Origin of the sequence: Commensalibacter intestini A911 (assembly GCF_000231445.1) — a bacterium.
Taxonomy (GTDB): Bacteria; Pseudomonadota; Alphaproteobacteria; order Acetobacterales; family Acetobacteraceae; genus Commensalibacter; species Commensalibacter intestini.
Genome location: NZ_AGFR01000007.1, coordinates 309,961 through 333,181, shown reverse-complemented (window position 1 = coordinate 333,181; position 23,221 = coordinate 309,961). Strand labels below are relative to the sequence as shown.

The following is a 23,221-nucleotide window of genomic DNA, read 5'->3' as shown; positions in this document are numbered from 1 at the left end:
AGTAAAATATTGATCTTTTATTTAATTGATAATTGTTGATGATATTTAAAAATATGAATGAGTATTACTGTGAATAAAAAATATTCTTTATTAACAATGCTATTGTTTGGTGGGTTGGTAGTGAGTTGGCAAGTCGATGCGAAATCAACGAGCTCTTATACTGCAAGTAAGAATGCTAATGTTTCTAAGCAACAATTACAAAACAATAATGGAACCGTTTCTGATATCAAAGATCAATCAACATCACGCCCTCAGATTAATAAAATTTTTTTCTCTGGAAATACAAAAATTTCGTCAGAAGAGCTTAAAAAGGCGATCCCTTTAAACACTAAAGATATGGCAAATGAGAATGTAATTATGGCGTCAATGATAAAAATTGCTCAACTTTATAAAGCAAAAAATATTAAAGTGACAATTACTCCATTAATAGAAAAAACAGGTTTAAATTCAACAAATATACATTTTGATATTCATGAAATGCCTATAGATAAAAAATAAATTTAGTAGCGATTAAATTCATCGTTATCTCTTTTAAAAGATTCATCAAGATGTCTTTGTTGAGCATTCGTAAGTTTGAAAAATTTCTTAAAGAGAAAAGAGATGAAAAATATAGTAATTAAAATGCCTAAGACTGATAAAAAAAAATCCATATTGTCTGCTCCTTTTTATTTCTTTTCGCATTATACTGAAAAATAATGGTTTAGTGAATGTCTTATTTATATTTAATGATTGCCATCGGTGTTGAAATTATTGCTACTAGCAGTTTAAAAGCATCGGAGGGATTTACTAACTGGTTGTTTACATCAATTTCTTTAATAGGATATGGGGTTTCTTTCTATTGTTTGTCAATAGCCTTGCGTGAAATTCCTGTTGGCATTGCTTATGCAGTCTGGTCTGGAGTTGGAACTGTCGGGATCTGCTTGTTGGCTTGGTTGATTTACAAACAAAATTTATCACTAATTTCAATCGTTGGTATTTTATTTATTATTGTTGGGGTGATTATTGTTAATCTAGGTAATGCAGGACATGGCGCCTAAATAAAGATAAAACCCTCTTATTAAAAGAGGGCTTATAAAAATTAACGATTAGGAGGTGCCATAAATTCTGGTGAAATTGGTTTTTTGATATGTTTGTTTAGAATATCGTCAATTGTGTTCAAATCATTTGCAGATAAAGACCATCCTAATGCATCACGAATACCTTCGATTTGCTCTGCTTTCCTAGCACCCCAAAGAGGGATATTACCTTGATATTTGTCTAGAACCCAACGTACAGCAAGTGCAAGTAAGCTTTTATTATGGGTATCTTTTGCAAAAGTTTTTAGTTCTTCAGTTGCAGCCAAATAATGATCAAAAGCAGGAGATGAGAATTTAGGATCAGATTTTCTAAGATCGTCACCGTTAAATACACGATCTTTCGTCATTTTCCCACTTAATAACCCACGGCAAAGAGGACCATAACAAAGAACAGCCAAATCATGCTTTTCGGCATAAGGTAGCACATCTGCTTCAATTTCACGTTCAAAGAGATTATATGGCGGTTGAATAGTAGCCAGTTTTGTGTATTGGCGAATAGCTTCCATTTGTTTAACCGAGAAGTTACTAACACCAATTGCTTTAATTTTGCCTTCTTTACGGAGTTTTTCGAGTTCAATTGCACTTTCTTCAACGGGTGTTTTATCATCAGGCCAGTGAATTTGATATAAATCAATATAGTCTGTTTTTAAGCGCGTTAAAGAATCTTCGATTTCTTTGCGAATACGTGCAGGTCGTGCATCACGAAATACTTTTTCTTTATCATCAGACCAGTTCAGCGCCACTTTAGTTGCAATGACAATTTTTTCTCTTTTTCCTTGAAGTGCTTTTCCGACGACTTCTTCTGAATGTCCAAATCCATAAACAGGAGCGGTATCAATTAAATTGATACCATTATCAATAGCTTTATGGATTGTTTGAATGGCATTATCATCATCAGGGCCACCCCACATCCATCCTCCAATTGCCCATGTTCCTAGCGCAATACGTAAGACAGGTGTGTCTATGCCTTTGATTGTTAAGGTATCTTTCGAATTTTGTGACATGAAATCTCCTTTAAATATCAATGTAATAGTTAGGTGATTATCTATAAGAAACTGATAATAGTTGTCTATTTTATATGGTTATATAAAGTGTAATAACCATGTCAGGTTATTCAATAATAATGAGAGTAAAAGTTTTATATCAACCATCTTAAGCTATTTAAATAATAGCTTAGGTCATATGCTAACCATAAATGATATTGAATGCAACCCCGCTATTATAATTAGTATCGTAAGGGGCTTTAAATAATAATTTCCCCTCATAAAATTTTTTGATGAGGGGAAATTTATTAATAATTATGCTGCTGATGCAGAATGTTCTTTTTTGAAATATTCTCTAAGGAAGTGAAGACCAACAATCGCAAAGCAAATTGCAGAGACAATAAATGCGTGTTGCATAGAATGTAAGTGATCAGAAACAAATCCTTGAATAGCGGGAACAACAGCCCCACCTACAATAGACATCACGGTAATAGCACCTGCGACTTCTACATATTTTTTATCAACAACCTCAAGGTTGTTCGCGAAAATAGTAGGCCAACAAGGTCCCATTAGCACGCTTGTAAAGATTGCGGCATAAACCGCATAGAAACTGCTTGAGAAAGAAATATAAACGAGTAAAGCCGTACCAATCATGGAGTAAATAAATAAAACCATTTTGGGGTTAAAGCGTGTCATAAAGACGTTTGCAACGAATTTACCAATAAAGAAACAGACAAAGCTATATAACATAAAGTTAGCAGCTTCTCTTTCATTTTGCGCGCCAAGTTCTAATGCTAAACGAATGGTAAAAGACCATACGGCGGTTTGCATGCCAACATAAACAAACTGAGCAAAAATTCCATTTCTGAAACTAGCATTTTTGATCAGGTAAGAAATTGTTTCTCCAAAAGAGACTTTTTTAACTTCATGCGTTTTTGTATTGCTTGGTTTGCAATTAGGATAAGAGGTTAAAACAAATAAGACCAAAACAATTGCAAGTACAATAATAATATATTTATAAGGCTGTAAGGTATATTGTAAATGTTCTAATTGGAAAGCTCTGAGCTGGTCTCCAGAGAGTTTTTGAACTTGAGAGTGTAAGCTGTCACCTTCTTGGAAAACCAAGTATTTTCCCATTAAAACGCCAGCAATTGCTCCAAAAGGTTGGAAATTTTGACTGATATTCAATCTTAATGTTGCATATTTTTTAGGACCTAGCATAGAGCTATAAGTATTTGAGGCTGTTTCAAGGAAGCTGAGACCAAAAGCCATTGCCAAGATGGCTGCCAAAAACATGGTATAAGTTGCCATTGTAGAGGCTGGAAAGAATAAAGAGCAGCCAACAATATAAACGCCAAGACCAATAATAATTCCTGTTTTATAATTTGTTTTTTTGATAATTAGAGATGCAGGAATGGCAATTAAAAAATACCCTCCGTAAAAAGCACTTTGAACGAGGGCACTGGCAAAATCACTTAGATTAAAGATACTTTTAAATTGAGTAATTAAAATATCATTCAGACTGACTGGGCATCCCCAAAGGGCAAATAAACAAGAAAGTAAGATAAATTGGAAGATAGGTGTTTTGTTTAAATAACCATCTGGAAGCTGCTCAACAGTTGATTTATTAGTCATGACACTTCCTTTATATTGATTTCATAAAGAGCCTTTATATAAAAAGGCAGTAGTTTATTTAATCAAAAAAAAGAAAGTAAAAACATCTTTTTATTTATAAAGAGTGCTTTTATTAAGTTCAGTATTATTTATGCAACGAGTCAAAGATTAATCAAGAGGGGGAAGTTTCTCTTCATCTTTTAATTGAGGAGTACTTGCATCCATAATGGCCAAGATTGCAGCTGTTAAAGGGGATGCAAGAATAAGTCCAGGCATTCCTAAAATAGTTCCAAAGACGGTTTGTGATAAAATTGTAATTCCAGGAGGCATACGTACTGCATGTTTCTGGACTAGTGGAGAAATGACGTTGCCTTCTAAGAATTGAATAGTACAATAGAGAATAAGGACTAAAATTGCTTCTTGTCTACCTTGGGAAAGACCAATTAAAATAGCTGGTGCAGCACCAATAATCGTGCCAATATAAGGAATAAAATTTGCTAAACCAGCAATAACTCCTAATGCTAATGCTAGAGGTACACCAATAATACTAAGGCCGATAAAGGAGCATGTACCAACAACAAGCATGACAATTGACTGTCCAGCAGTCCAAGACCATAAAGTATGTCCGCCTATAATTAATAATTTACGAATTTTAGGGCGTTGTTGGCGAGGAAATAAGCGTAATAAACCATTTCCATATAATGTTGGAGACGCTGCAAAATATAAGCCAGCAATAAATACTACAAAAATTGTTCCCAATACCCCAAAAAGGGATGTAATAAAACCTGTCATAGACCCAGCTAATCTAGAACTTAAAGAAGTGCTTGATGGGCTATGCCCTCCTACAGAGTTAGGAAGATAGTCGGTGATCATACTTCCTATAGGATTGGTATGTAGTTGGCTGCGTAGACTACCCACTTGGGTTGTAATCGCATGTTTTAGTTTAACAATTTGTTCGCTAATTTGCGGACCACTTGTGATGGTCAAGGCAATAAACGCAGCAACAATTATTATAACAATTAAAGTTAATGCAATCCAGTAAGGGAGCCCTGTATGTTTGCGTAATATGGTTGCTAGGCCTTTTAAGATGATTGCGGTTAATGTCGCTGCAAAAACAATCATCAAGAGATCACCAATTAACCAAATTGCAAGTATACCAAGCGTTGCAACGACAATCGTTTGAATTAAAGAGTAAAAACGCTCTTGCTGCGTTGGCTCTGAGGGAGGAGGTGCAGGTATGGTCATGTGGAATTCAAATTTTTAAATAATAATTAAATGTATTTCTTATCATGCAGCTATTATATAGATAATACAATAAAAGAATATAACAAGTTTAGGATAAAGAATCAGTTTCCATTTTATGTTGATATTCGTTTAGAATTTCTTCGGTTGGGCCGTCAGCAACAATTTGTCCTGCCTTTAACCATATAATACGATCACACCATTCTCGTAGAATAGGCAAAGAATGCGTTGTAAGGACAACAATTTCTGCTTTATTAACGATGTTGACCAGACGATTTCTTGCTTTTTCTTGGAAATTACTATCGCCTGCCATAAACCATTCATCCATTAATAAAATATTAGGGACGATAGATGTGGAAAGCCCAAACCCAAGACGCATAATCATTCCAGAGGAGTAAATTTTAATAGGAAGCTCCATGAATTCATTGAGTTCAGCAAATTCTTCGACGTCTTTTTCTAGTTCTTGAATTTTTTTATAAGATAGTCCTAATCTCTTTCCTCTAAGGTAAATATTTTCACGGCCTGATAATAATGGATTCATTCCGGCGTTTGTGCTGAGTAAAGCTTCTATTGATCCATGGCTGGATATATGTCCAGAGTTTGGTTCATAAATTCCTGTAATAGCCCTGAGTAAAGTGGATTTTCCAGCACCATTATGACCAACTAACCCAACTCTTTCTCCTGACTTAATAGATAAACTGATATCACGCAAGGCTTGGACAACAATGTCTTTATTGTTTGTTGTCGTAATTTCAGCACCAGTACGTTGGTACTGGCGCTGTTGTTTGCTTACTATTTTCCCTGCTTTAGAAAATAAAGTTTTTTTAAGAGAGCGACTCTCTAATTGAAATAAAGGAAAATCAATAGAAAGTTGCTCTAACTTTATAAAGCTGGTTGGATTGAGTTTATTCATTATATTGACTTGTAATGTTATAAGGAATCCAACTTATTAATAGCATTTTTGATTGTTTTTGGATTGAGAGACATCCAGTCTAAATCAAAAAAACTATATTGAAGACGATTAGAAGACGAGATCAAATAAGGCCACGCAGGTAAATAATTTTTTCTATTTAATGAGCGTGTAAACTCGAAAACTTCGGTATCTTTTTGACAAAATAATAAATTTACAAGTTCAGGACGATGAGCAGAAATAATTAATTCAGCTTGCGAAAAAAGTGTGATTTGATCATTCCAACTCAAGGTATTTAAATCAACGGATGGAATTTCTAATTCTGTTAAAATTCCCTGTATTTGTTGATTTTCCTTCTCGCTTAAAATCGTTTCCATATTACTGTCTTGGTTAATAAAGAAACGGGGAGGAAGATCATCTCTATATTTTACGTTTTTATTTAAATGAGAAAAAACAGCTTGTGCATCATTAAAGTTATAATATGCATGAGGTAAATAATTGTTTGGCCAAAAGTATGATAATTTACGTGCTTTATAAATACCATCTTTTAATTTTAAAGTACGTTTTTCTAAGCCTGTTTTTTCAAGGGATTGATCATAAAGTTCTTTTGATATAGGGCAGGGAATAGAGGTGTTCTGGCGATATTCTGGAATAACAATCTTTAAGCTTTCTGGGGTATATTGTTTGGCAAGGTATGCTTTCGATAAACAATAGCCCATCCAATGGTCGTATTTCATCCATTGAGCATCAAAAGAAAGAAATACTTCATCTAATAGCTGAACATTTTTTAGATCAGGAATTTCGGTTTCTTCAAGCATAAAATCAGTATTATCGCAGTAATGCATACTTTCTGTAATAACATGAAAATCATCTGTAATAATAACGCCATCCATACCGTCTTTGATAATAAAATAAGCATTTTCTAAATTACAAAAGAATAGCATTCCTGGTGGAATGTCGTTTAATCCTTCTAAAGGTTGCTCATTTTTTGGATCAATTCCTTGTGCCAGTCGTGTCATTTGTTGATTTGGAACAATCTCAACTGGTTTTAATCTTGGACGTGGTGAAGTCGAAACTGAACTTTGTAAAACGCCAGGTGGACGAAAAGTAAATGTAGAATATTGACCTTTAATTTGCATAATATGAATACCTTTTTTACCTTATTCTTTAAATTAAAACATAAAATATATTAACAAAAGAAATTGTCCATCACTTTTGATGATTATTATTTTGTTTTTTAGATCCAGAAAGCAATGCGTCCTCGAGCTCTGATAAATACATATCCAGAAAATAACCAGAGAATAATACTATATCCAAGTGCATACATCCAAATTCTTAGTCCTACAGATTCTCCTAATAATGGTCCGCGTACAACATCTATAATAGGATAAAGTGGGTTATAGACTAAATAAACAATACGATGTTTCAATTGTGAAGGCAGCCAAATAATAGGGGTGATATAGAAAACAATTTGAATAAAGCTATTGATAATTTGAGGAATATCACGATAGCGTGCGCAAATGCATCCTAGGAATAAGCAAATGGCTAAACCGTCTATAAGCCATAGTAAGAGGCCTGGGATAGTTTCTAAAGCAATCCATCCTGGATTCTTATTATAATATATAAAAACAATTGCGGGAATAACTAGATTGAAGCTTAGAATAATGCCATTGCGAATAATCGTTCTGAGTGCTTGCAAGAAAAAAGGGAGTTTAATGGAATGAATGGTATCATCAGCTTGCAGAAAACATTGACATCCATCAGATAAAGTTGTTGCCATTCCGTGTTGCCAAAGAACAGTTGATAACGCAACAAACGGGAGATACTGATGCAAATCCATTTTAAATAATGAGCTGTAAATAAGCCCCATGGTTGCAATCATGGCAGCAGATGTAGCTGTAATCCATACAGGTCCAAGTACTGAACCTTTGTATCGTAATTTGATATCAAACCATCCCAGAGAAAAAGCAAGTCTCCACAATTTTAACCCTTCTATAATATCAAGGACAGCCTGATAATACCGTGAGTTTTTTGTATTGTATATTTTTTGAAGCAAAAATGTCATGGGTCAACAAGGCTATAATAAAGTTAAAATTTAAAAATGCTTAGCTCATGATAGAGATTTGTCAAGACTATAGTCCATAGTTGTATAAGAAACAATCATTATGTAAAAGCTTATCATTGAGCCTTCAGATTTTTGTGATTTTACCTTAAATAAAACATAATTTTTTATGTATTTAAAACAATGCTTTTGCTTGCAAAAGAAATGAATATCTAGTAGGTATTAAATAGTATTTCAAATGACTTATTTTGATTCTTTAAAAAAAAGGATTAAATAAAGAGATGTGAAATAAATAGCATAAATATGAGGCGCGTGGATTTATTTTGGGACACTTTCAAACTATATGTTACCCAAGTAAATATTTTAAGGTAGAGGCATTATGGCGCATTTAAGACGTAAGTTATTACAATTTTCATCAGTATGCTCTCCGCATCGTATGAAAAATAAATTGTTTAAGAAATCGTCTACAGTCTTAATGTTACGTTTAGGAAGTGTTGGTAGTTTAGCTGCATTGGTTGCAGCTTGTTCTTCCACGCCGCGTCCACAACAAATTCCTATTGCACAAGAAGTAGCAAACTATAAAGCACGTGCACGTTCTTATTATGCACCTCCAGGTCCTCCTAGTGATCCTTGGGGGCCTTATATTACAGAAGCTTCTCAGCGTTTTGATGTGCCAGAAGCGTGGATACGTGCCGTTATGAAGCAAGAATCTGCTGGAAATTCTTTTGCTACTTCAGGTCCTGGCGCAATGGGGCTAATGCAACTAATGCCACCAACTTATGATGAATTAAGGGTTGCTTACAATTTAGGTGATGATGCCTATGATCCTCATGATAATATTGCAGCTGGTGCGGCTTATATTCGTCAGATGTATGATATTTATGGATCTCCTGGATTTTTAGCTGCCTATAATGGTGGGCCGGGGCGTTTAGATGATTTTTTGACTAGGAATAGAACTTTACCTTTAGAAACACGTCGTTACGTTGCTTCTATTGGTCCTAAAATTCAAGGGATTAATCCACAGCGTCGTTCTCAAGCTGATCTGCTTGTTGAAAATAGTGGTGTAGGAGGTGGTGTTGATCCAAATCTTTATGCTGCTGCTGCGCAACCATCTTCTTCTCGTCAAAGAGCTTTATCTCCACAAGCTAATTCTGTGCAACAAGCATGGGCAAGCCGTATGGGAGGTGGTGGCCAGTCATCAGCAGATAGTTTAAATGTGGCTAGTTTAAATCGCACTGATAGTGCGACAACTGAGAGTTTAAATGGTCAAAGTTTAAATTATGCAGGACGCAATGTTGCAGTAGCGTCTTCTAGGTCTTCACGTCGTAATACAAATGCGGGTTATCCAACGCAATGGAAAAGTTTTGATCGTCAACCTGTTGCTGTAGCACAAACAGAAACAAGACAAGATATTAAGTCAGCTTGGGCGGCTAGAGGATATAAAGCAACCCCAGTTGCGCCACTAGCTGTTGCTCCTGTTGCTGTAGCCTCTAATAGAGAGCCGCCAATTATTATACCTTCATCGCAACCTGTACAGGTTGCTTCTGCACCTGTTGGAAATAGCAGTCGTTATTATCAGCCTGTTGCTTATCGTGTGCCTGCAAGTACTAGGAAAGCAGTTGTATCTCCAAAAACAACAGCGGTTTCATCTTCTGGTGGTTGGGGCATTCAAGTAGGTGCTTTTGCGTCTTCTTCTCAAGCTCAAAGTGCTGCAGGACAAGCAAAGAGTAAAGCGGCTTTGCGTGTAGGATCTCAGCAGGTTCAAACTGTTACTGTGGGTAAAAATAAACTATATCGTGCTAGAGTTACAGGTTTAAGTAAAGATACTGCTCAAAATGCATGTCAAAAGCTTTCTTCTTGTATGCTGCTTTCACCTTCAAAGATTTGATTAATATAATATTAGTGTAACAAAGTAGCCTTAATTTGATACTTATAAATATTTAATTATTCACGATAAAATATTGTAACAAATAGAGCAGCTTTTATAGCTGCTTTATTTATATTTCGTCATATAAGCATTTTCTATCGATACTTGATCAAGAAAAAATCAAGAAAGATGCAAATGTATTAAATAATATTTATTGTTATATAATTCATTTAATATCTTAATAAAATATTATAGAGCCAGCTGTTCAACAATGTTTTATTTATAGAACTAGCTCTTTAAAAGTTAAATCAACAAAAAGTAAATAAATCATCTTTATCTAAGCGCGATTTTGGTAGGCTAGCAAAGATATCATCATCTGCATGATAACCTAAAGTAACGACAACTAGGCTTGTATACCCTTGTTCTGTTAAATTAAATTCTTTATCAAGGGCTTTGCTATCGAATCCTTCAATAGGAGTAGCATCAATACCTAATGCAGCAGCACCTAATAAGAGGTATCCTAATGCAATATAGCATTGTTTTCCCATCCAGGATTTTGCATTATGTTCAACTTTATTATGTAAATCAACAAAACTCATATATTGATTAACTTGTTGTTCAACTTTTTCTAAAGAATTGATGCGTCCATCGTTATAGGCTTTTTGGATGGTTTTTGTTAAATAATTTCTATCAATACTCGTTTTTGAACAGATAACAATACTATGAGATGAGTCGATAACTTTATTATGGTTAAAAATAAAGAAATCAGATGCCATGGAACTTGCTACACGTTTTTTACCATCAGGATTACCAGTTACGATAAAGTGGTATGGCTGGGAGTTGATGGATGTAGGCGTATATTGCAGAAGCTCAATCAGTTGTTCTATTAAATCTGCTGGTATTTTTTTGTTGGGATTATATTTTTTTGTTGCATATCGTTGATGAATAATTTGTTTAAGGTTCATATTTATCCTCTAAAAAAAGTATTTTATATATTATACTAATCATATTGATTTAATAAGATATAATACAAGTTGTAAAGAGTTATAAAATATAAACCTTCAATTACTCTACATAAAAGTTATTTTTGTGAAGAGGAAGGGATTACAGCTAACATTGGAAACGCCATATAGGTATTTAACTGTTCAAGGTAACGATTTACTTCAATATCTAAAGAAATATTGTCTCTTTCTGGTATTGGTTTAAAAACGTATAAATTGGTTCCATATGGAATTTCTTGGTATGATGAAACTTTGTTTTGACCAATCTCTTTGATTTGTTGAAGGAGCTTCTCAGCACATTTAGCAGAGATTGTGTAGCATCCTAAGTTTGCAAAAGAAAGAATTTTTAACATATGAACAGCTTCTAAGTCATTATTTTGGTAAATAGGCACGTCAATAATGCTATTATTTTCTTTTATAAATTCTTCCTTACCATATCCTGGAAAAGTATAAATAACTTTTGGTAAACAAGGCATAATTTCTACACAAGGATTCCAATTAAGATCATATCCCCATATCATTAAATCATAATCGATTTTTGATAATAAAGATTGTTCTTGATGTGCTAGAAAATCTTTATGTGCAACGGTATTTGATTCGAAAATAGTAATTGAAGACTGTGTTTCCACTGCTTGCCTCCATAGTGAAATATGGGCATGAGTTAAGGCAAGATTAGTTGAATCATATATATTATCTGCTGTAATAATTTGTTCTTCTAATAATTGCTTGCGCAAATTGGGATTGGAAACTGGAGCTTTTATAGGGGTAATAGGCACGCTAAGATGCTGATTATTTTTGTTAAAATTCTCTAATAGTAGAGGTTCTTGGTCTGGATAAATAACAAAATATTTCATGTTTGACTCAAATTAACCCATTATTTTAAAAGTTTATCATTATAAATTATTATATAACCGTTAATTTATAGCAGAAATTTAAGTAGTTTCAAAATCTTTAGTGAAAGAAGATATAATATTGTATAATTATATGTAAAGTAAGTTGTATAAATTACGATATAGGTTACGTTTCATAAAGTTATGAAAGTTATTTATAATTTTATGAAACGTAATGAGTGTAAAAATCAAGCTTGTATTTCTTCCTCAACACTTTCTAATGGATAGATAGGTACAGGTATAAACTTGATATTTTTAAATTGAGTGATAAAGGCAGAGCAAGATATAACCAGTACAGTAACAAGGTTAATCGTTGCTAAGAAATATAAATTAAACCAATTTCTAGGAAATGGAATATGGATGATGTGTTTATATTGGTAAGTCACAAAAAAGATAGAATAAAAATCTATGGTTAATAGATAAATAGTCCAAACAATTAAAGAACCAATAATAGTCCCGTAGAGGAAACGATGGATAGAATGCATGTTTCTCTCTCCTTTCTACTCTCAACTAGCGATTATTTCATATATGGGTTTGACCGTAAATTATTACACCGGATCTTGTATAATATTGCATAAAATATAAAAAATCAAGAATAAATATAAATAAATCAATATTTTGTGATTATAAACGAAATGAATTAAGAATTTCTTGCGCAGTTTGTTCAGGAGTATTTAGGTTTTGCTTACTTTCAGCGGGAAAGAAAGATTGTCGTAAAAGAGTATTCGTTGGTGAGGGAAGAACGTGTTGGATTGTTACATTGGACAGATGTGCAACTTCTTGTTGCCAGCATTGTAGTATCGCACTAACAGCGGCTTGTATAATAGCGATTGGAGCGCAAAAGGCCTGTGTAGAAGCAATTGTTTGTAAGAAAATTGCTTGCGCATTATTTGTCGCGCATAGAAGAGGAGATAAAGTGCGTATTAATCGCCGACAGCTAGATAAATTAGCTTGTATATTTTTATCCCAGGCAGCATCGGTGATTTGAGAAACAGGGGTTAATGGTGTGTATTGAAATGCAGCATGAATAAAAATATCTAAGCGGTTAAATTGAGAGGCAATAGATGGGCCAATTAGATCGATGTGTTCTGCTTCATATCCCCCCAGATCCATCGGTAGCAATGTTGCTGTACCACCTTGAGATTTGATCTGGTCATCAGTTTGTATTAACCCCCCTTGGGTTCGTGCACTAATAATACAATGAGCGCCAGCTCGTGCTAGCACAATGGCACAGGCTTGACCAATTCCTCTGCTCGCACCTGTAATAAAAGCCACTTTGTTCTTGAGGGGTAATATCATTCCTTATTTGGATTTTATTAAATTCATATCATGATCAGTTAAAGAAATTGGGTATTCACCAGTAAAGCACGCATCGCAATATTGAGGATTTTGGTTATCTCTTTTTTCTTCATCTAAAGCGCGATAAAGTCCATCAGACGAAACAAATCCTAAAGAATCAGCTCCAATTAATTTGCACATTTCATTGGTATCATGGATGTATGCCAATAATTTTTCTTGTGCAGGAGTGTCAATTCCATAAAAGCAAGAATGCTTTGTTGGAGGGGAAGCAATACGTAAGTGCACTTCAGTAGCACCTGCTGCTCTAACCATTTCAACGATTTTTTTCGAGGTTGTTCCGCGTACAATCGAGTCATCAATTAGAACAACGCGTTTGCCTTCAATGACAGCACGGTTAGTCGCGTGTTTTAACTTTACCCCAAGATGGCGGATTTGATCAGTAGGTTCAATAAAAGTGCGTCCAATATAATGGCTACGAATAATCCCAAGTTCAAATGGAATATTACTTGCTGCTGCATATCCAATCGCGGCAGGAACACCAGAATCAGGCACAGGAACAACGACATCTGCATCTACATGGCATTCTTTAGCCAGTTCTGCTCCAATTTTTTTGCGTGCCATGTAGACTGATTTGTTATCAATAACAGAATCTGGTCTGGCAAAATAAACATATTCAAAAATACAAAAACGACTGGAGGTATGACCAGAGAAAGGATGAATAGAGCGTACACCATTATTATCAATGATAATGACTTCACCAGGCTCAATATCACGAACAAAATCTGCACCCATGCTGGATAATGCACAACTTTCGCTGGCAACGACCCAAGAATTTTCTTCTTGACCATTAGGAAGTTTTCCAAGGATCAAAGGACGAACGCCCAAAGGGTCTCTTGCTGCAATTAACATATCTTTGGATAAAGCAACTAAAGAATATGCGCCTTGCACTTGTTTTAATGCATCAATAAAACGATCGATAACGTTCGTATATAAAGAAATCGCAATTAGATGAATGAAGACTTCACTATCTGTGCTGGACTGAAATAAGCAACCTCTACGAACTAAAGACTGTTTTAAAAGTTGAGCATTAGTAAGATTTCCGTTATGAGCAACGGCAAAACCTCCAAATTCAAAATCGCCATATAAAGGTTGCACATTACGGATTTGTGTTTCCCCCGTAGTGGCATATCGATTATGCCCGATGGCAACACCACCAGGTAAAGCAGAAATAACACGTGGATCTGCAAAAACTTCTCCAACCAATCCTAATCCACGATGGGAATGAAAATTGTTCCCATCATAGGTCACGATGCCGCTCGCTTCTTGTCCGCGATGTTGTAAAGCATGTAATCCCAATGCAGTTAAAGATGCAGCATCTTGGGCTGTCCAGACGCCAACGACGCCACACTCTTCGTGGAATTCGTCATCATCAATAAATTCAAGATCATGAGAAGAAAAATGAGAGGAAACGGTCATGATAAATCCATGGTGGTTGAGAAAAAGGCAAAGGATAAATTAAATTTACAATAGTGTTTTATCAATTTGAAGGAACGCCTGTATTGCTATTATTTTGTTCTGTCGAAGCTGGGCCTACGTTTGTGTTTGGATCAGTGTTCATATCATTATTATTTGGATATGTTTCTCTGGTTGGTTTAGTCTGTGGTACAACGATTTCTCTTTGCATAGCACTGGGTAACAATCCATTGATATAAACAGCACCATGATAAACATAAGGAATTATTTTGCTTTCTTGTAAAGAATCAGGCCATTGCGCTGCAGGAAAAAGAATACCAGCAAAAATATAAACAATTGCTAGGCCAGCAAACCCTTTAAGTGCACCACATGCTGCGCCAAGAAGTTTATCTAGTCTGCCAAGTAAAGAAAAACGGGTTGAATTTTGACCTACAATGATATTCGCCAGAGCATTAATCAAAACGCTACATAACAAAAAGATAACAATAAAAGAAGCAACATCAGCCAATGTTTGATTGCTGATATATTCTGTAATTTTGGGAGAAAGATCAGGATACCAGCGATTAGCAAGGCTTGCAGCAACAACCCATCCGAATAAACCGATGAATTCTCGAGTAAAACCTCTGGTCAAGCCTGAGAGTGCACTTAAGACAATAATCCCAAGGCAAACCAGATCAATCCAGTTCATACTTTCCAGCACTTTATTAAGATATCCTTTTTTAATCAAGTGTTCAAAATATACTCTTAATTAAACAATTTGTTTATATCAATCTTTTTATTATAAATTTCTCAAAGATTTTTGTTTTAGCAATGACAAGAATGATTTTTTATATAAAAAATTAAGAGAAATCATTTTTTAATGTGTCATAATACGCTTGCTAATCAATTTAAATTATAAGTAAATTTGATATATGCGATTGAGAGATGTATTTTAGTCATGTTTGTTTTGTAGAAGTTACATATATTAAGTTTATTGTTCTGAATAATGGTATTAAATTATATTAACGCTATTATATTTTTATATGTTAACCAATGAAATAACATTACATAGATCATAGTTTTGTGATTTTTATGAAATATCTTTAATTGTATCTGTAATAATATAAGCAAGTTATAATTTATGCTTCGATATAATATATTGTTGTTAAGAATTAATATAATTTTATTTGAAAAGGTTGCTTTATAAAAGTAAAGACACTTTCCATAAAAATATGGAAAGTGTCAGAAAGTTATTATTAAATACGTTCAATAACCGTAGCTATACCTTGTCCTTCACCGATACACATAGCAGCAAGGCCATATTTACCTTTACCTTGTTCCATTACGTTTAGTAATGTCACAAGAATACGTGCGCCAGAACAACCTAGTGGATGACCTAAAGCGATAGCACCACCATGTAAATTAACTTTTTTATCTCGATCTTCCCATAAACCTAAATCTTTAAGGCAAGGAATAGCCTGAGCTGCAAAAGCTTCGTTAATTTCAGCAAAATCAATATCTTTGATGGTCATTTTTGCTTTTTCTAGAGCTTTACGAGCTGAAGGAACTGGACCATAACCCATAATTGCTGCAGGAATACCTGCTGTAGCTGTAGAAATAATACGAGCGCGAGGGGTAATACCTAGTTCTTTTGCTTTGTCTTCACTCATGACTAATAAACAAGAAGCGCCGTCTGATAATGCTGAAGATGTTCCAGCAGTGACAGTTCCATTCACAGGATCAAAAGCAGGACGAAGTTGTCCTAAAGTTTCTGTTGTCGTTTCTGGACGAATGACTTCATCAGTTTTTACCAAAATGGGTAAGCCATTTGCATCATGTCCCATTATTGGAATAATTTCATTTTCAAACAGACCATCGATAGTTGCTTTATGAGCTAATTGATGTGAACGAGCCCCCAAAGCATCTTGTTCTTGGCGGGTAACATTGTGAATTTTTGCAACAGCTTCTGCTGTAAATCCCATAGCTAATGAACCTTCAGCCATGTATTTATCTGTTGCATGATTTAGATTCATTTCTTTGGTCATTGGTACGTGACCCATGTGTTCTACACCACCAACGAGCACGCTTTCTGCATCTCCAGCTTTAATCGCACGAGTTGCCATATGTAAAGCATCCATAGAAGAGCCACAAAGGCGGTTAACCGTTGTTGCTGTTACTTCTACTGGCAATCCAGCGTTAAGGGCTGCTAATCTAGCAACGTTAAAGCCTTGTTCACCCATCTGTTGAACGCATCCCCAGATAATATCCCCCACCATTTCAGGTTTAATTTTTGGTTGACGTTTGAACATTGCTTTCATTAAATGTGATGATAAATCATCTGCACGAACGTGACGAAACACACCATTTTTTGAACGCCCCATAGGGGTACGAATTCCATCGACTATTACAACATTTTTCATTTTTATTCCCCTAACTTATGCGTAAAACTTTTGGTTGTTTTTTAAGCGCTGAATCAAGCTTTCTGGAGTATGATAAAGGTTGCTTATATTTTTATATTTTTCTGAAGCTTCAACAAGTTTGCTTAGACCAATTTGATCCATGTAGTAGAATAAACCACCTCTAAATGGAGGGAAACCTGTGCCATACATCATTGCGATATCGCCTTCAGCTGGAGAGGCAATGATACCTTCATCAAGACAGCGAATGGCTTCAAACATCATAGGTAACATCATACGCATGATGATATCGTCTGCTGAAAAATCTTGAGCTGGAGATGCGAAAGAAGCAATTAATTTGTTGGCAGTATCGTTATCAGATGCTTTTAAACGACCTCTTTTATCTGGTGCATGTGTGTAAAAACCTTCGCCATTTTTCTGACCATAATGTTTCATATCGAATAATGATCCGATTAGATTTTTTTCAGGTTTTGTCATGCGGTCTGGGAATGCTTCACCCATAACGTCCATACAATGTTCAGCTGTATCTAAACCGATAACATCCAATAACATAGCAGGACCCATTGGCCATCCAAACTCTTTACTCATTACTTTATCAACGGTGGACATATTGGCACCGTCTAAAATCAATTTATTGAACGCATGGAAATATGGAACCAAACAACGGTTGACCAAGAAACCATGACAGTCATTGACGAGGATAGGGGTTTTGCCTAATTGAGTAACGTATTTAACAGCTTTTTTGATTGTTTCATCGCTTGTTTTTTCTCCACGAACGACTTCAACAAGAGGCATTTTTGGAACAGGGTTGAAGAAATGAATACCACAGAAATTTTCTGGACTTTTAAGAGCTTGTGCAATATCACTAACTTTTAGAGTTGAAGTGTTTGTTGCAATAACAGCTTTAGTTGCAACGCCTTCTAACTCAGTAAGAACAGCTTTTTTTAATTTTAAATTTTCAACAACAGCTTCAACAATAAGGTCTGTTTCTTCAAGTTCGACATTATGAAGTGTTGCATGGATGTGGTTTAGTGTATCTCCCATAGCTTTAGGAGTTTTACGACCACGTTCAACTTGTTTAGAAAGAATGCTGTTTGCTTCATTTAAACCTAAGTTTAAGCCTTCTTTATTAATGTCTTTTAAGACAACGTCAGCACCTTTATCTGCAGTAACATAAGCAATACCACCACCCATGATTCCTGCACCGATAACACCAACATTTGAGAATTCTTTTAGATCTTTAACTAGACCTTTAGCTTTTTCTCTTACCAATGTATCGTTTAAAGAAACATTAATCAATGCATCAGCAACACCTGTTTTGATACATTGGATCAGACCTTCTCGATCTAGAGCAAGAGCAGCGTCACGTTCACAATTGGCTGATTTCTCTTGTGTATCAAGGATAATGTTTGGTGCTGGGTAATGTTTTCCAGCTGTTTTAAACGCCATGCTTCGTGCAATGCTGATAGACATTGCTAATTCATATTTATTTAAAGTTAGTGGTGCTTTTTTCTCATTATGGCGAGCAGTCCAATCTAAGTCACCAGCTACACAAGATTTAAGTAAAATAACGGCTTGTTCAATAGGATCGATTTTGTCAGCGATGACACCATCAATCACGTGATGTTCAAGTGCAGTATCAGCAGTAAAAGGTTTTCCAGCTGTAAACCATTGTAACGCTGTATCAAGACCTGTAATACGAGGCAAACGCGTCATTGCACCGTAACATGGCATGATACCTAATGTTATTTCTGGTAAAGATATTTTCGTATCTTGAGTTGCAATACGATAATCTGCCGTTAATGTAAGTTCAGCAGCAGCACTGACAATATTACCATTTAAAATGGCTACTTTTGGCATATTTAGATCTTCAATACTATTGAAAATCTCATTTGCCCAAACTATATAATTAGAGAGAGTTTTATCATCTTGGTGAATAAGATGACGGAATTCTTTAATATCTACGCCTGCACTAAATAATTGTTTACCTGACCTAATGATTAGCCCTTTTCCACCACTTGTCTTGATAGAATTTACGGCTTTTTGTAAGTCTTCTAATGCGGCTTTATTTATAATATTGACTTGATCTATTTTTGAATCAAATACGAGCTCTAAAAACTGATCGCGAGTTGCGACCTGGAAAAATTGTCCTTGGTACATAATATAATCCTTACTCGGATATTCAGTTATTTATAAAGGTTAATGGCGATTGCAGCATTACGGAGCTCATCACGGAAATCAGGGTGAGCAATATTGATTAGTGCTTTTGCACGCTGCACAGTGCTTAAACCGCGTAAATCTGCAACTCCGTATTCGGTTACAATAATTTGCACATCATTACGAAGCGTTGTTACTGGTGTTCCTGGAGGGAGCTCGAATTTAATCGTTGAATCAATACCGTCTTTACCTTTATAGGTTGATTTCAAAGTAATGATAGATAGACCACCTTTGGACATACGAGTAGCACGAATAAAATCTACTTGCCCACCTGTTCCAGAGATCTGCTTATGACCGATACCTTCTGCGGCAACTTGACCCGTAAGATCAATCATGATGCAAGTGTTGATAGAAACAAGATTGTCATTTTTTGCAATCTCATTTGGATTATTTACAATGCCAACATTGTCAATTTTAATTTGATCATTATGGTCCATGAAGTCTAGTAACTCTTGAGAACCAGCTGCAAATGCAGTAACGATTTTATGTGGTTGATAGTTTTTAGCAGCACCTGTAACGGCACCAGCTTTACATAACTCCATCATAGATTCAGTAAACATCTCGGTATGGATGCCTAAATTTTTATGGTTTTTTAAACCAAGTCCAATCGTATTAGATAAACCACCAATACCAATTTGGATGGTAGAGCCATCTTTAATCATCGGAAGTATAAGTTTTGCGATTTGTATTTCAACTTCTGATGGAGCAGCTGGTTTTGCTTCAGCGATTGGATGATGACCTTCTGCAATAAAATGTACATCATCGATATGAAGTAAGTTTTCTTTATTACCAACAAAAGGTTGGTTTTCATTAATAATTGCAATAACCGTGTTTATATTACGATCAAGTACTATTCTATTTCCTACACCACCACAAGCTCCCATACTCATATAGCCATTTTCATCAGGTGGAGTAGTTTCAACAATCATTACATCAAAATCAATGCGATCTAAAACTTCTTTTACATTAGATAAATGGTAAGTAATAATTTCTGCATTACCACCATTTTGGGCTTTTTTTTCTAAAGGCCCCATAAATAAACTACGGTAGGTTAAATGTCCTACATATTCTGGTTTTAAAAATTCATAAGGGTATGTTAATAGTCCTGCATATAGTTCAGCGTTGTCAAGATTGAGTGCTGTTTTATCGAGTTCTTTTAGTGCTAGGACAGGAACTGATAAGTATCCTCCAGCCCAGATTTTATCTCCAGATTTTATTTTTTTTACAACATCACTAAGTGTAGTTAATTTTGTATTATATGTGTCTTTCCAACTCATATGCGACCTCTCAATAAATGATAAGTAGTTAGAATTAGACGAGTTGCTTTATTTTTATCTTATAATAATAAGTCTATACCTGAATGTTTTCATTCACTAATAAAAAATAACTATTGATACGTTTCAATAGGAGATTATAAGTTTAAATAATTCTATAAAATGGCAGAAATAAAGGTTTTTTGGATGTATATAGAATGTTAGTCAACTTTTTGTTAGTGTGATTATATATGTTATGTAAACGTTTTTTGTAAATGAGTAATTACGTATAATTTAATTAGAAAACGGCTTTTTTTTTATAATATTAAGTGTTGTTACATTATTATATTTTAGCGATTCTATTTATAATAATGTAACATTTAGTAATGAACTGTTTTAGTCGAAAAGACTGAGATGATTTGATGAAATTAACCAGCTTTATGTGGCTCGTTAAAAATGTTTACAGATGGAATTGTTCCTTTAAATTTTTCAATTTCAACCATAGCTGTTTGTCCACAGTTGGCTTGAGCTAATTTTGAAGTAGCGATTCCGGTTGTTAGATTGTTAACGTCACCATAGCGACAGAGTGTTTTAGCTTCACGAGGATTCAATGGATCATACCAGCCACCTTCGTTAATACGAATAACTCCAGGGCGAATAACATCTGTAATTTTAATTCCGACTAAGATTTGTCCGCGATCATTAAATGCACGTGCAATATCACCCTCTTTTAATCCACGTGCTTTTGCATCCTTTGGATTTATCCAACAAGGTTCACGATCTCCAATGGCATATTTTTCACGTAATTTAGTGCCACATAATTGTGAGTGTAGGCGATAAATTGGATGGTTTGATGCGATATGTAGAGGGTATTTTGTGGTTGGCCCTCCAAGGCGTTCAATAGGTTCCATCCATGTAGGATGAGGAGGGCAGTCATCATATTGCATTTTTTCAATGTTAATCGAGTAAATTTCAATTTTCCCAGAAGGCGTTCCAAGAGCATTTAGCAATGGATCTTCACGGAAATCACTATACCGTACAAATTGTTTTTGAGGCTCTTGAACAGGGAAACCAAGAGCTTCTTCGCTTTCCCAAAAAACGTCAAAAATAGGCATTTCCATCCCTTTAGCACGAGATTCAATTCGTGCAGCTTCATAAAAGCTGCGGATCCAATCCATTTCTGTTAGGCCTTCAGTATATTCGTCACGTTTCCCTAATCGTTCACTAATATCAGACAGAACATCATAATCTGAACGGGATTCATACATAGGTTCAACAAGTTTTTTCATAGGCACGATGTGGCTGAGTGCATAATCACCAAGCTGTTCAATATCATTGCGTTCATAAGGGGTTGTAACTGGAAGAACAATATCAGCGTGACGTGCTGAAGCAGTCCATTGGAAATCTTGGACAACAAATGTATCCAGTTTTTTCCATGCTTTGATCATCTCATTTCGATCTTGTTGATGCGCAAAAGGATTCCCACCAGCCCAGTACGCCATACGTAAATCAGGTAAAACAATATCCGAACCATTATATTTAATTGTTTTTCCAGGATTTAATAATGCTTCTACCATACGACAAACAGGAATTGCATTAGCTTTTGGTTGGCAAGCAGATTCTGTAGAGCCAGGCGTACAACCAGCGGGCAATTCTTCTACAGTAGCAGCTGGCCCATCTGTAATTCCTCCTAAAATTGGACTGGTTGCAGTTGGAGACCCACCACTGCAATAATGATAACTAAAGCCAAATCCACCACCAGGCAAACCAATCTGACCCAACATAGAACATAAAGTGACTAACATCCAATGAGCTTGTTCACCATGATGTTGCCGTTGGATTGACCAACCAGCCGCAATCATTGTTCTATTATGTGCAAAATCACGAGCAAGTTGCTTAATTGTTTTTGCATCAATTTCGCAAATCTTTTCAGCCCATTCAGCTGTTTTTGGTGTGTTGTCTGTTTTGCCTGTAAGATAATCAAGGAAAGGTTCAAATCCAACAGTATATTTCTTTAAGAATGCTTCATCATGAAGGTTTTCTACATAAAGTGTATGTGCAATGCTTAACATCATCGCTACGTCAGTTTGAGGGCGAGGGGCTAACCATTCACCTTTTAAATATTGGCAAGTTTCTGTTTGAATGGGATCAATACAAATGACACGAATACCTGCTTTTTTGACTTCTTCTAAACCAACAAAACCACCATGATCGGGAATAAGCCATCCAATTTGGTTTGTATTAACGGGATTACATCCCCAAAAAACAATAGTTTTTGTATTTTCTTTAACGACATTCCATGTTGTGCATTGTTCATAGACCTCTAATGAGCCAACAACATGAGGAAGGATAACCTGTGCTGCGCCTGTTGAGTAATCTCCTAAAGCATTCACAAATCCACCTGTCATTTTTAACATGCGGCGTAATAATGTACGACAATTATGAAACTTCCCAACACTTTTCCAGCCATAAGATCCACCAAAAAGACTGGTTGGGCCATATGTTTCACGAACTCTTTTAATTTCTCCGGCGACCAAGTCTAATGCTTTGTCCCAACTGACACGTACAAAATCACCTGTTCCACGCCCATCAGGATCTGCACCGGGACCATGTTCTAGCCATGCACGTCTTACCATAGGATATTTAATACGTGATGGAGAGTAAATTGAATCCATCATCCCTTCAAGCATAATATTTGGATGGGGATCTTTTTCCCAAGGAGTTACCTCGACTAAACGGCCATTTTCAACCCGTCCTCGGAATACACCCCAATGGCTTCCAGACATGGTAAGTTTTGTTGCAGCTTGTGCTTTTGCCCTAGGGATAAGCAATGAACCACTAGAGGCACTAACGATAGCTAAAGCTGCGGCGCTTTTTAAAAAAGAACGACGATTTATTTGTGGTGAGACAGCATTTGTTTTGTTAGGTGACATGGCAT

19 protein-coding genes are annotated in these 23,221 nt (G+C 35.4%); 3 read left to right on the top strand and 16 right to left on the bottom strand.

Translation table 11 applies throughout. The features are described from left to right. Window positions 1-69 precede the first annotated feature (69 nt). Complete coding sequence (locus CIN_RS06560; RefSeq protein ID WP_040364052.1) at window positions 70-498, top strand: POTRA domain-containing protein; 429 nt, start codon at window positions 70-72, stop codon at window positions 496-498. 209 nt (window positions 499-707) lie between these two features. Further along, window positions 708-1,037, top strand: coding sequence for a DMT family transporter (locus CIN_RS06555; RefSeq protein ID WP_008854285.1), 330 nt, complete (start codon window positions 708-710; stop codon window positions 1,035-1,037). Between the two features lie 41 nt (window positions 1,038-1,078). Here the strand turns inward: CIN_RS06555 and CIN_RS06550 are convergent, their stop codons facing one another. From CIN_RS06550 to CIN_RS06525, 6 genes are all read right to left on the bottom strand, one after another. After that, window positions 1,079-2,080: an aldo/keto reductase gene (locus CIN_RS06550; RefSeq protein WP_008854284.1), complete on the bottom strand. Its 1,002-nt coding sequence runs from the start codon at window positions 2,078-2,080 to the stop codon at window positions 1,079-1,081. Between the two features lie 294 nt (window positions 2,081-2,374). Further along, window positions 2,375-3,694, bottom strand: a complete 1,320-nt coding sequence (gene fucP / locus CIN_RS06545) for an L-fucose:H+ symporter permease (protein WP_008854283.1) — start codon at window positions 3,692-3,694, stop codon at window positions 2,375-2,377. Window positions 3,695-3,841: 147 nt separating this feature from the next. Then, window positions 3,842-4,918, bottom strand: coding sequence for an AI-2E family transporter (locus CIN_RS06540; RefSeq protein WP_008854282.1), 1,077 nt, complete (start codon window positions 4,916-4,918; stop codon window positions 3,842-3,844). Between the two features lie 88 nt (window positions 4,919-5,006). After that, a complete protein-coding gene (locus CIN_RS06535) occupies window positions 5,007-5,828 on the bottom strand; it encodes an ABC transporter ATP-binding protein (protein WP_008854281.1) in 822 nt (273 codons plus the stop codon). Window positions 5,829-5,845: 17 nt separating this feature from the next. Beyond that, window positions 5,846-6,964: a glycosyltransferase 61 family protein gene (locus tag CIN_RS06530; RefSeq protein ID WP_008854280.1), complete on the bottom strand. Its 1,119-nt coding sequence runs from the start codon at window positions 6,962-6,964 to the stop codon at window positions 5,846-5,848. A 98-nt stretch (window positions 6,965-7,062) separates the two neighbouring features. Then, window positions 7,063-7,806 carry an ABC transporter permease gene (locus CIN_RS06525; protein ID WP_170314039.1) on the bottom strand — a complete coding sequence of 248 codons (744 nt, stop codon included), beginning with the start codon at window positions 7,804-7,806 and terminating at the stop codon, window positions 7,063-7,065. A gap of 556 nt (window positions 7,807-8,362) precedes the next feature. On the opposite strand from CIN_RS06525, the gene CIN_RS06520 reads away from it, so the two are divergent. After that, window positions 8,363-9,775, top strand: a complete 1,413-nt coding sequence (locus tag CIN_RS06520) for a lytic transglycosylase domain-containing protein (protein ID WP_008854278.1) — start codon at window positions 8,363-8,365, stop codon at window positions 9,773-9,775. A 287-nt stretch (window positions 9,776-10,062) separates the two neighbouring features. On the opposite strand, the gene nfsB is transcribed toward CIN_RS06520, so the two are convergent. From nfsB to torA, 10 genes are all read right to left on the bottom strand, one after another. Then, complete coding sequence (nfsB, locus tag CIN_RS06515) at window positions 10,063-10,719, bottom strand: oxygen-insensitive NAD(P)H nitroreductase (RefSeq protein WP_040364051.1); 657 nt, start codon at window positions 10,717-10,719, stop codon at window positions 10,063-10,065. Window positions 10,720-10,835: 116 nt separating this feature from the next. Next, entirely contained in the window at window positions 10,836-11,609 is a 774-nt protein-coding gene (locus CIN_RS06510; protein ID WP_040364050.1) for a glycosyltransferase family 25 protein, read from the bottom strand. Window positions 11,610-11,833: 224 nt separating this feature from the next. After that, complete coding sequence (locus CIN_RS06505) at window positions 11,834-12,130, bottom strand: hypothetical protein (RefSeq protein WP_040364049.1); 297 nt, start codon at window positions 12,128-12,130, stop codon at window positions 11,834-11,836. A 139-nt stretch (window positions 12,131-12,269) separates the two neighbouring features. Beyond that, the gene (locus tag CIN_RS06500) at window positions 12,270-12,920 is read right to left on the bottom strand and encodes an SDR family NAD(P)-dependent oxidoreductase (RefSeq protein WP_050798374.1); all 651 of its coding nucleotides are present in this window, start codon (window positions 12,918-12,920) and stop codon (window positions 12,270-12,272) included. Between the two features lie 27 nt (window positions 12,921-12,947). Beyond that, window positions 12,948-14,420 carry an amidophosphoribosyltransferase gene (purF, locus tag CIN_RS06495; RefSeq protein WP_008854273.1) on the bottom strand — a complete coding sequence of 491 codons (1,473 nt, stop codon included), beginning with the start codon at window positions 14,418-14,420 and terminating at the stop codon, window positions 12,948-12,950. Window positions 14,421-14,481: 61 nt separating this feature from the next. After that, window positions 14,482-15,117 carry a CvpA family protein gene (locus CIN_RS06490; protein ID WP_139016964.1) on the bottom strand — a complete coding sequence of 212 codons (636 nt, stop codon included), beginning with the start codon at window positions 15,115-15,117 and terminating at the stop codon, window positions 14,482-14,484. A gap of 535 nt (window positions 15,118-15,652) precedes the next feature. Next, complete coding sequence (fadA, locus tag CIN_RS06485; protein WP_008854271.1) at window positions 15,653-16,816, bottom strand: acetyl-CoA C-acyltransferase FadA; 1,164 nt, start codon at window positions 16,814-16,816, stop codon at window positions 15,653-15,655. Between the two features lie 15 nt (window positions 16,817-16,831). After that, window positions 16,832-18,973 (bottom strand): fatty acid oxidation complex subunit alpha FadB, encoded by a 2,142-nt coding sequence (gene fadB, locus CIN_RS06480; RefSeq protein ID WP_008854270.1) that lies wholly within the window; start codon window positions 18,971-18,973, stop codon window positions 16,832-16,834. A gap of 26 nt (window positions 18,974-18,999) precedes the next feature. After that, a complete protein-coding gene (locus CIN_RS06475; protein WP_008854269.1) occupies window positions 19,000-20,307 on the bottom strand; it encodes an acetyl-CoA hydrolase/transferase family protein in 1,308 nt (435 codons plus the stop codon). A gap of 404 nt (window positions 20,308-20,711) precedes the next feature. After that, window positions 20,712-23,216, bottom strand: a complete 2,505-nt coding sequence (torA, locus tag CIN_RS06470; protein WP_008854268.1) for a trimethylamine-N-oxide reductase TorA — start codon at window positions 23,214-23,216, stop codon at window positions 20,712-20,714. Between the last annotated feature and the right edge of the window lie 5 nt (window positions 23,217-23,221).

What these genes read in the sequence shown, in the direction of transcription:
- CIN_RS06555 (WP_008854285.1), top strand. Translation starts at nt 708, where the DNA reads ATGTCTTATTTATATTTAATGATTGCCATCGGTGTTGAAATTATTGCT.
- CIN_RS06550 (WP_008854284.1), bottom strand. Translation starts at nt 2,080, where the DNA reads ATGTCACAAAATTCGAAAGATACCTTAACAATCAAAGGCATAGACACA.
- fucP (WP_008854283.1), bottom strand. Translation starts at nt 3,694, where the DNA reads ATGACTAATAAATCAACTGTTGAGCAGCTTCCAGATGGTTATTTAAAC.
- CIN_RS06540 (WP_008854282.1), bottom strand. Translation starts at nt 4,918, where the DNA reads ATGACCATACCTGCACCTCCTCCCTCAGAGCCAACGCAGCAAGAGCGT.
- CIN_RS06535 (WP_008854281.1), bottom strand. Translation starts at nt 5,828, where the DNA reads ATGAATAAACTCAATCCAACCAGCTTTATAAAGTTAGAGCAACTTTCT.
- CIN_RS06530 (WP_008854280.1), bottom strand. Translation starts at nt 6,964, where the DNA reads ATGCAAATTAAAGGTCAATATTCTACATTTACTTTTCGTCCACCTGGC.
- CIN_RS06520 (WP_008854278.1), top strand. Translation starts at nt 8,363, where the DNA reads ATGTTACGTTTAGGAAGTGTTGGTAGTTTAGCTGCATTGGTTGCAGCT.
- nfsB (WP_040364051.1), bottom strand. Translation starts at nt 10,719, where the DNA reads ATGAACCTTAAACAAATTATTCATCAACGATATGCAACAAAAAAATAT.
- CIN_RS06510 (WP_040364050.1), bottom strand. Translation starts at nt 11,609, where the DNA reads ATGAAATATTTTGTTATTTATCCAGACCAAGAACCTCTACTATTAGAG.
- CIN_RS06505 (WP_040364049.1), bottom strand. Translation starts at nt 12,130, where the DNA reads ATGCATTCTATCCATCGTTTCCTCTACGGGACTATTATTGGTTCTTTA.
- purF (WP_008854273.1), bottom strand. Translation starts at nt 14,420, where the DNA reads ATGACCGTTTCCTCTCATTTTTCTTCTCATGATCTTGAATTTATTGAT.
- fadA (WP_008854271.1), bottom strand. Translation starts at nt 16,816, where the DNA reads ATGAAAAATGTTGTAATAGTCGATGGAATTCGTACCCCTATGGGGCGT.
- fadB (WP_008854270.1), bottom strand. Translation starts at nt 18,973, where the DNA reads ATGTACCAAGGACAATTTTTCCAGGTCGCAACTCGCGATCAGTTTTTA.
- CIN_RS06475 (WP_008854269.1), bottom strand. Translation starts at nt 20,307, where the DNA reads ATGAGTTGGAAAGACACATATAATACAAAATTAACTACACTTAGTGAT.
- torA (WP_008854268.1), bottom strand. Translation starts at nt 23,216, where the DNA reads ATGTCACCTAACAAAACAAATGCTGTCTCACCACAAATAAATCGTCGT.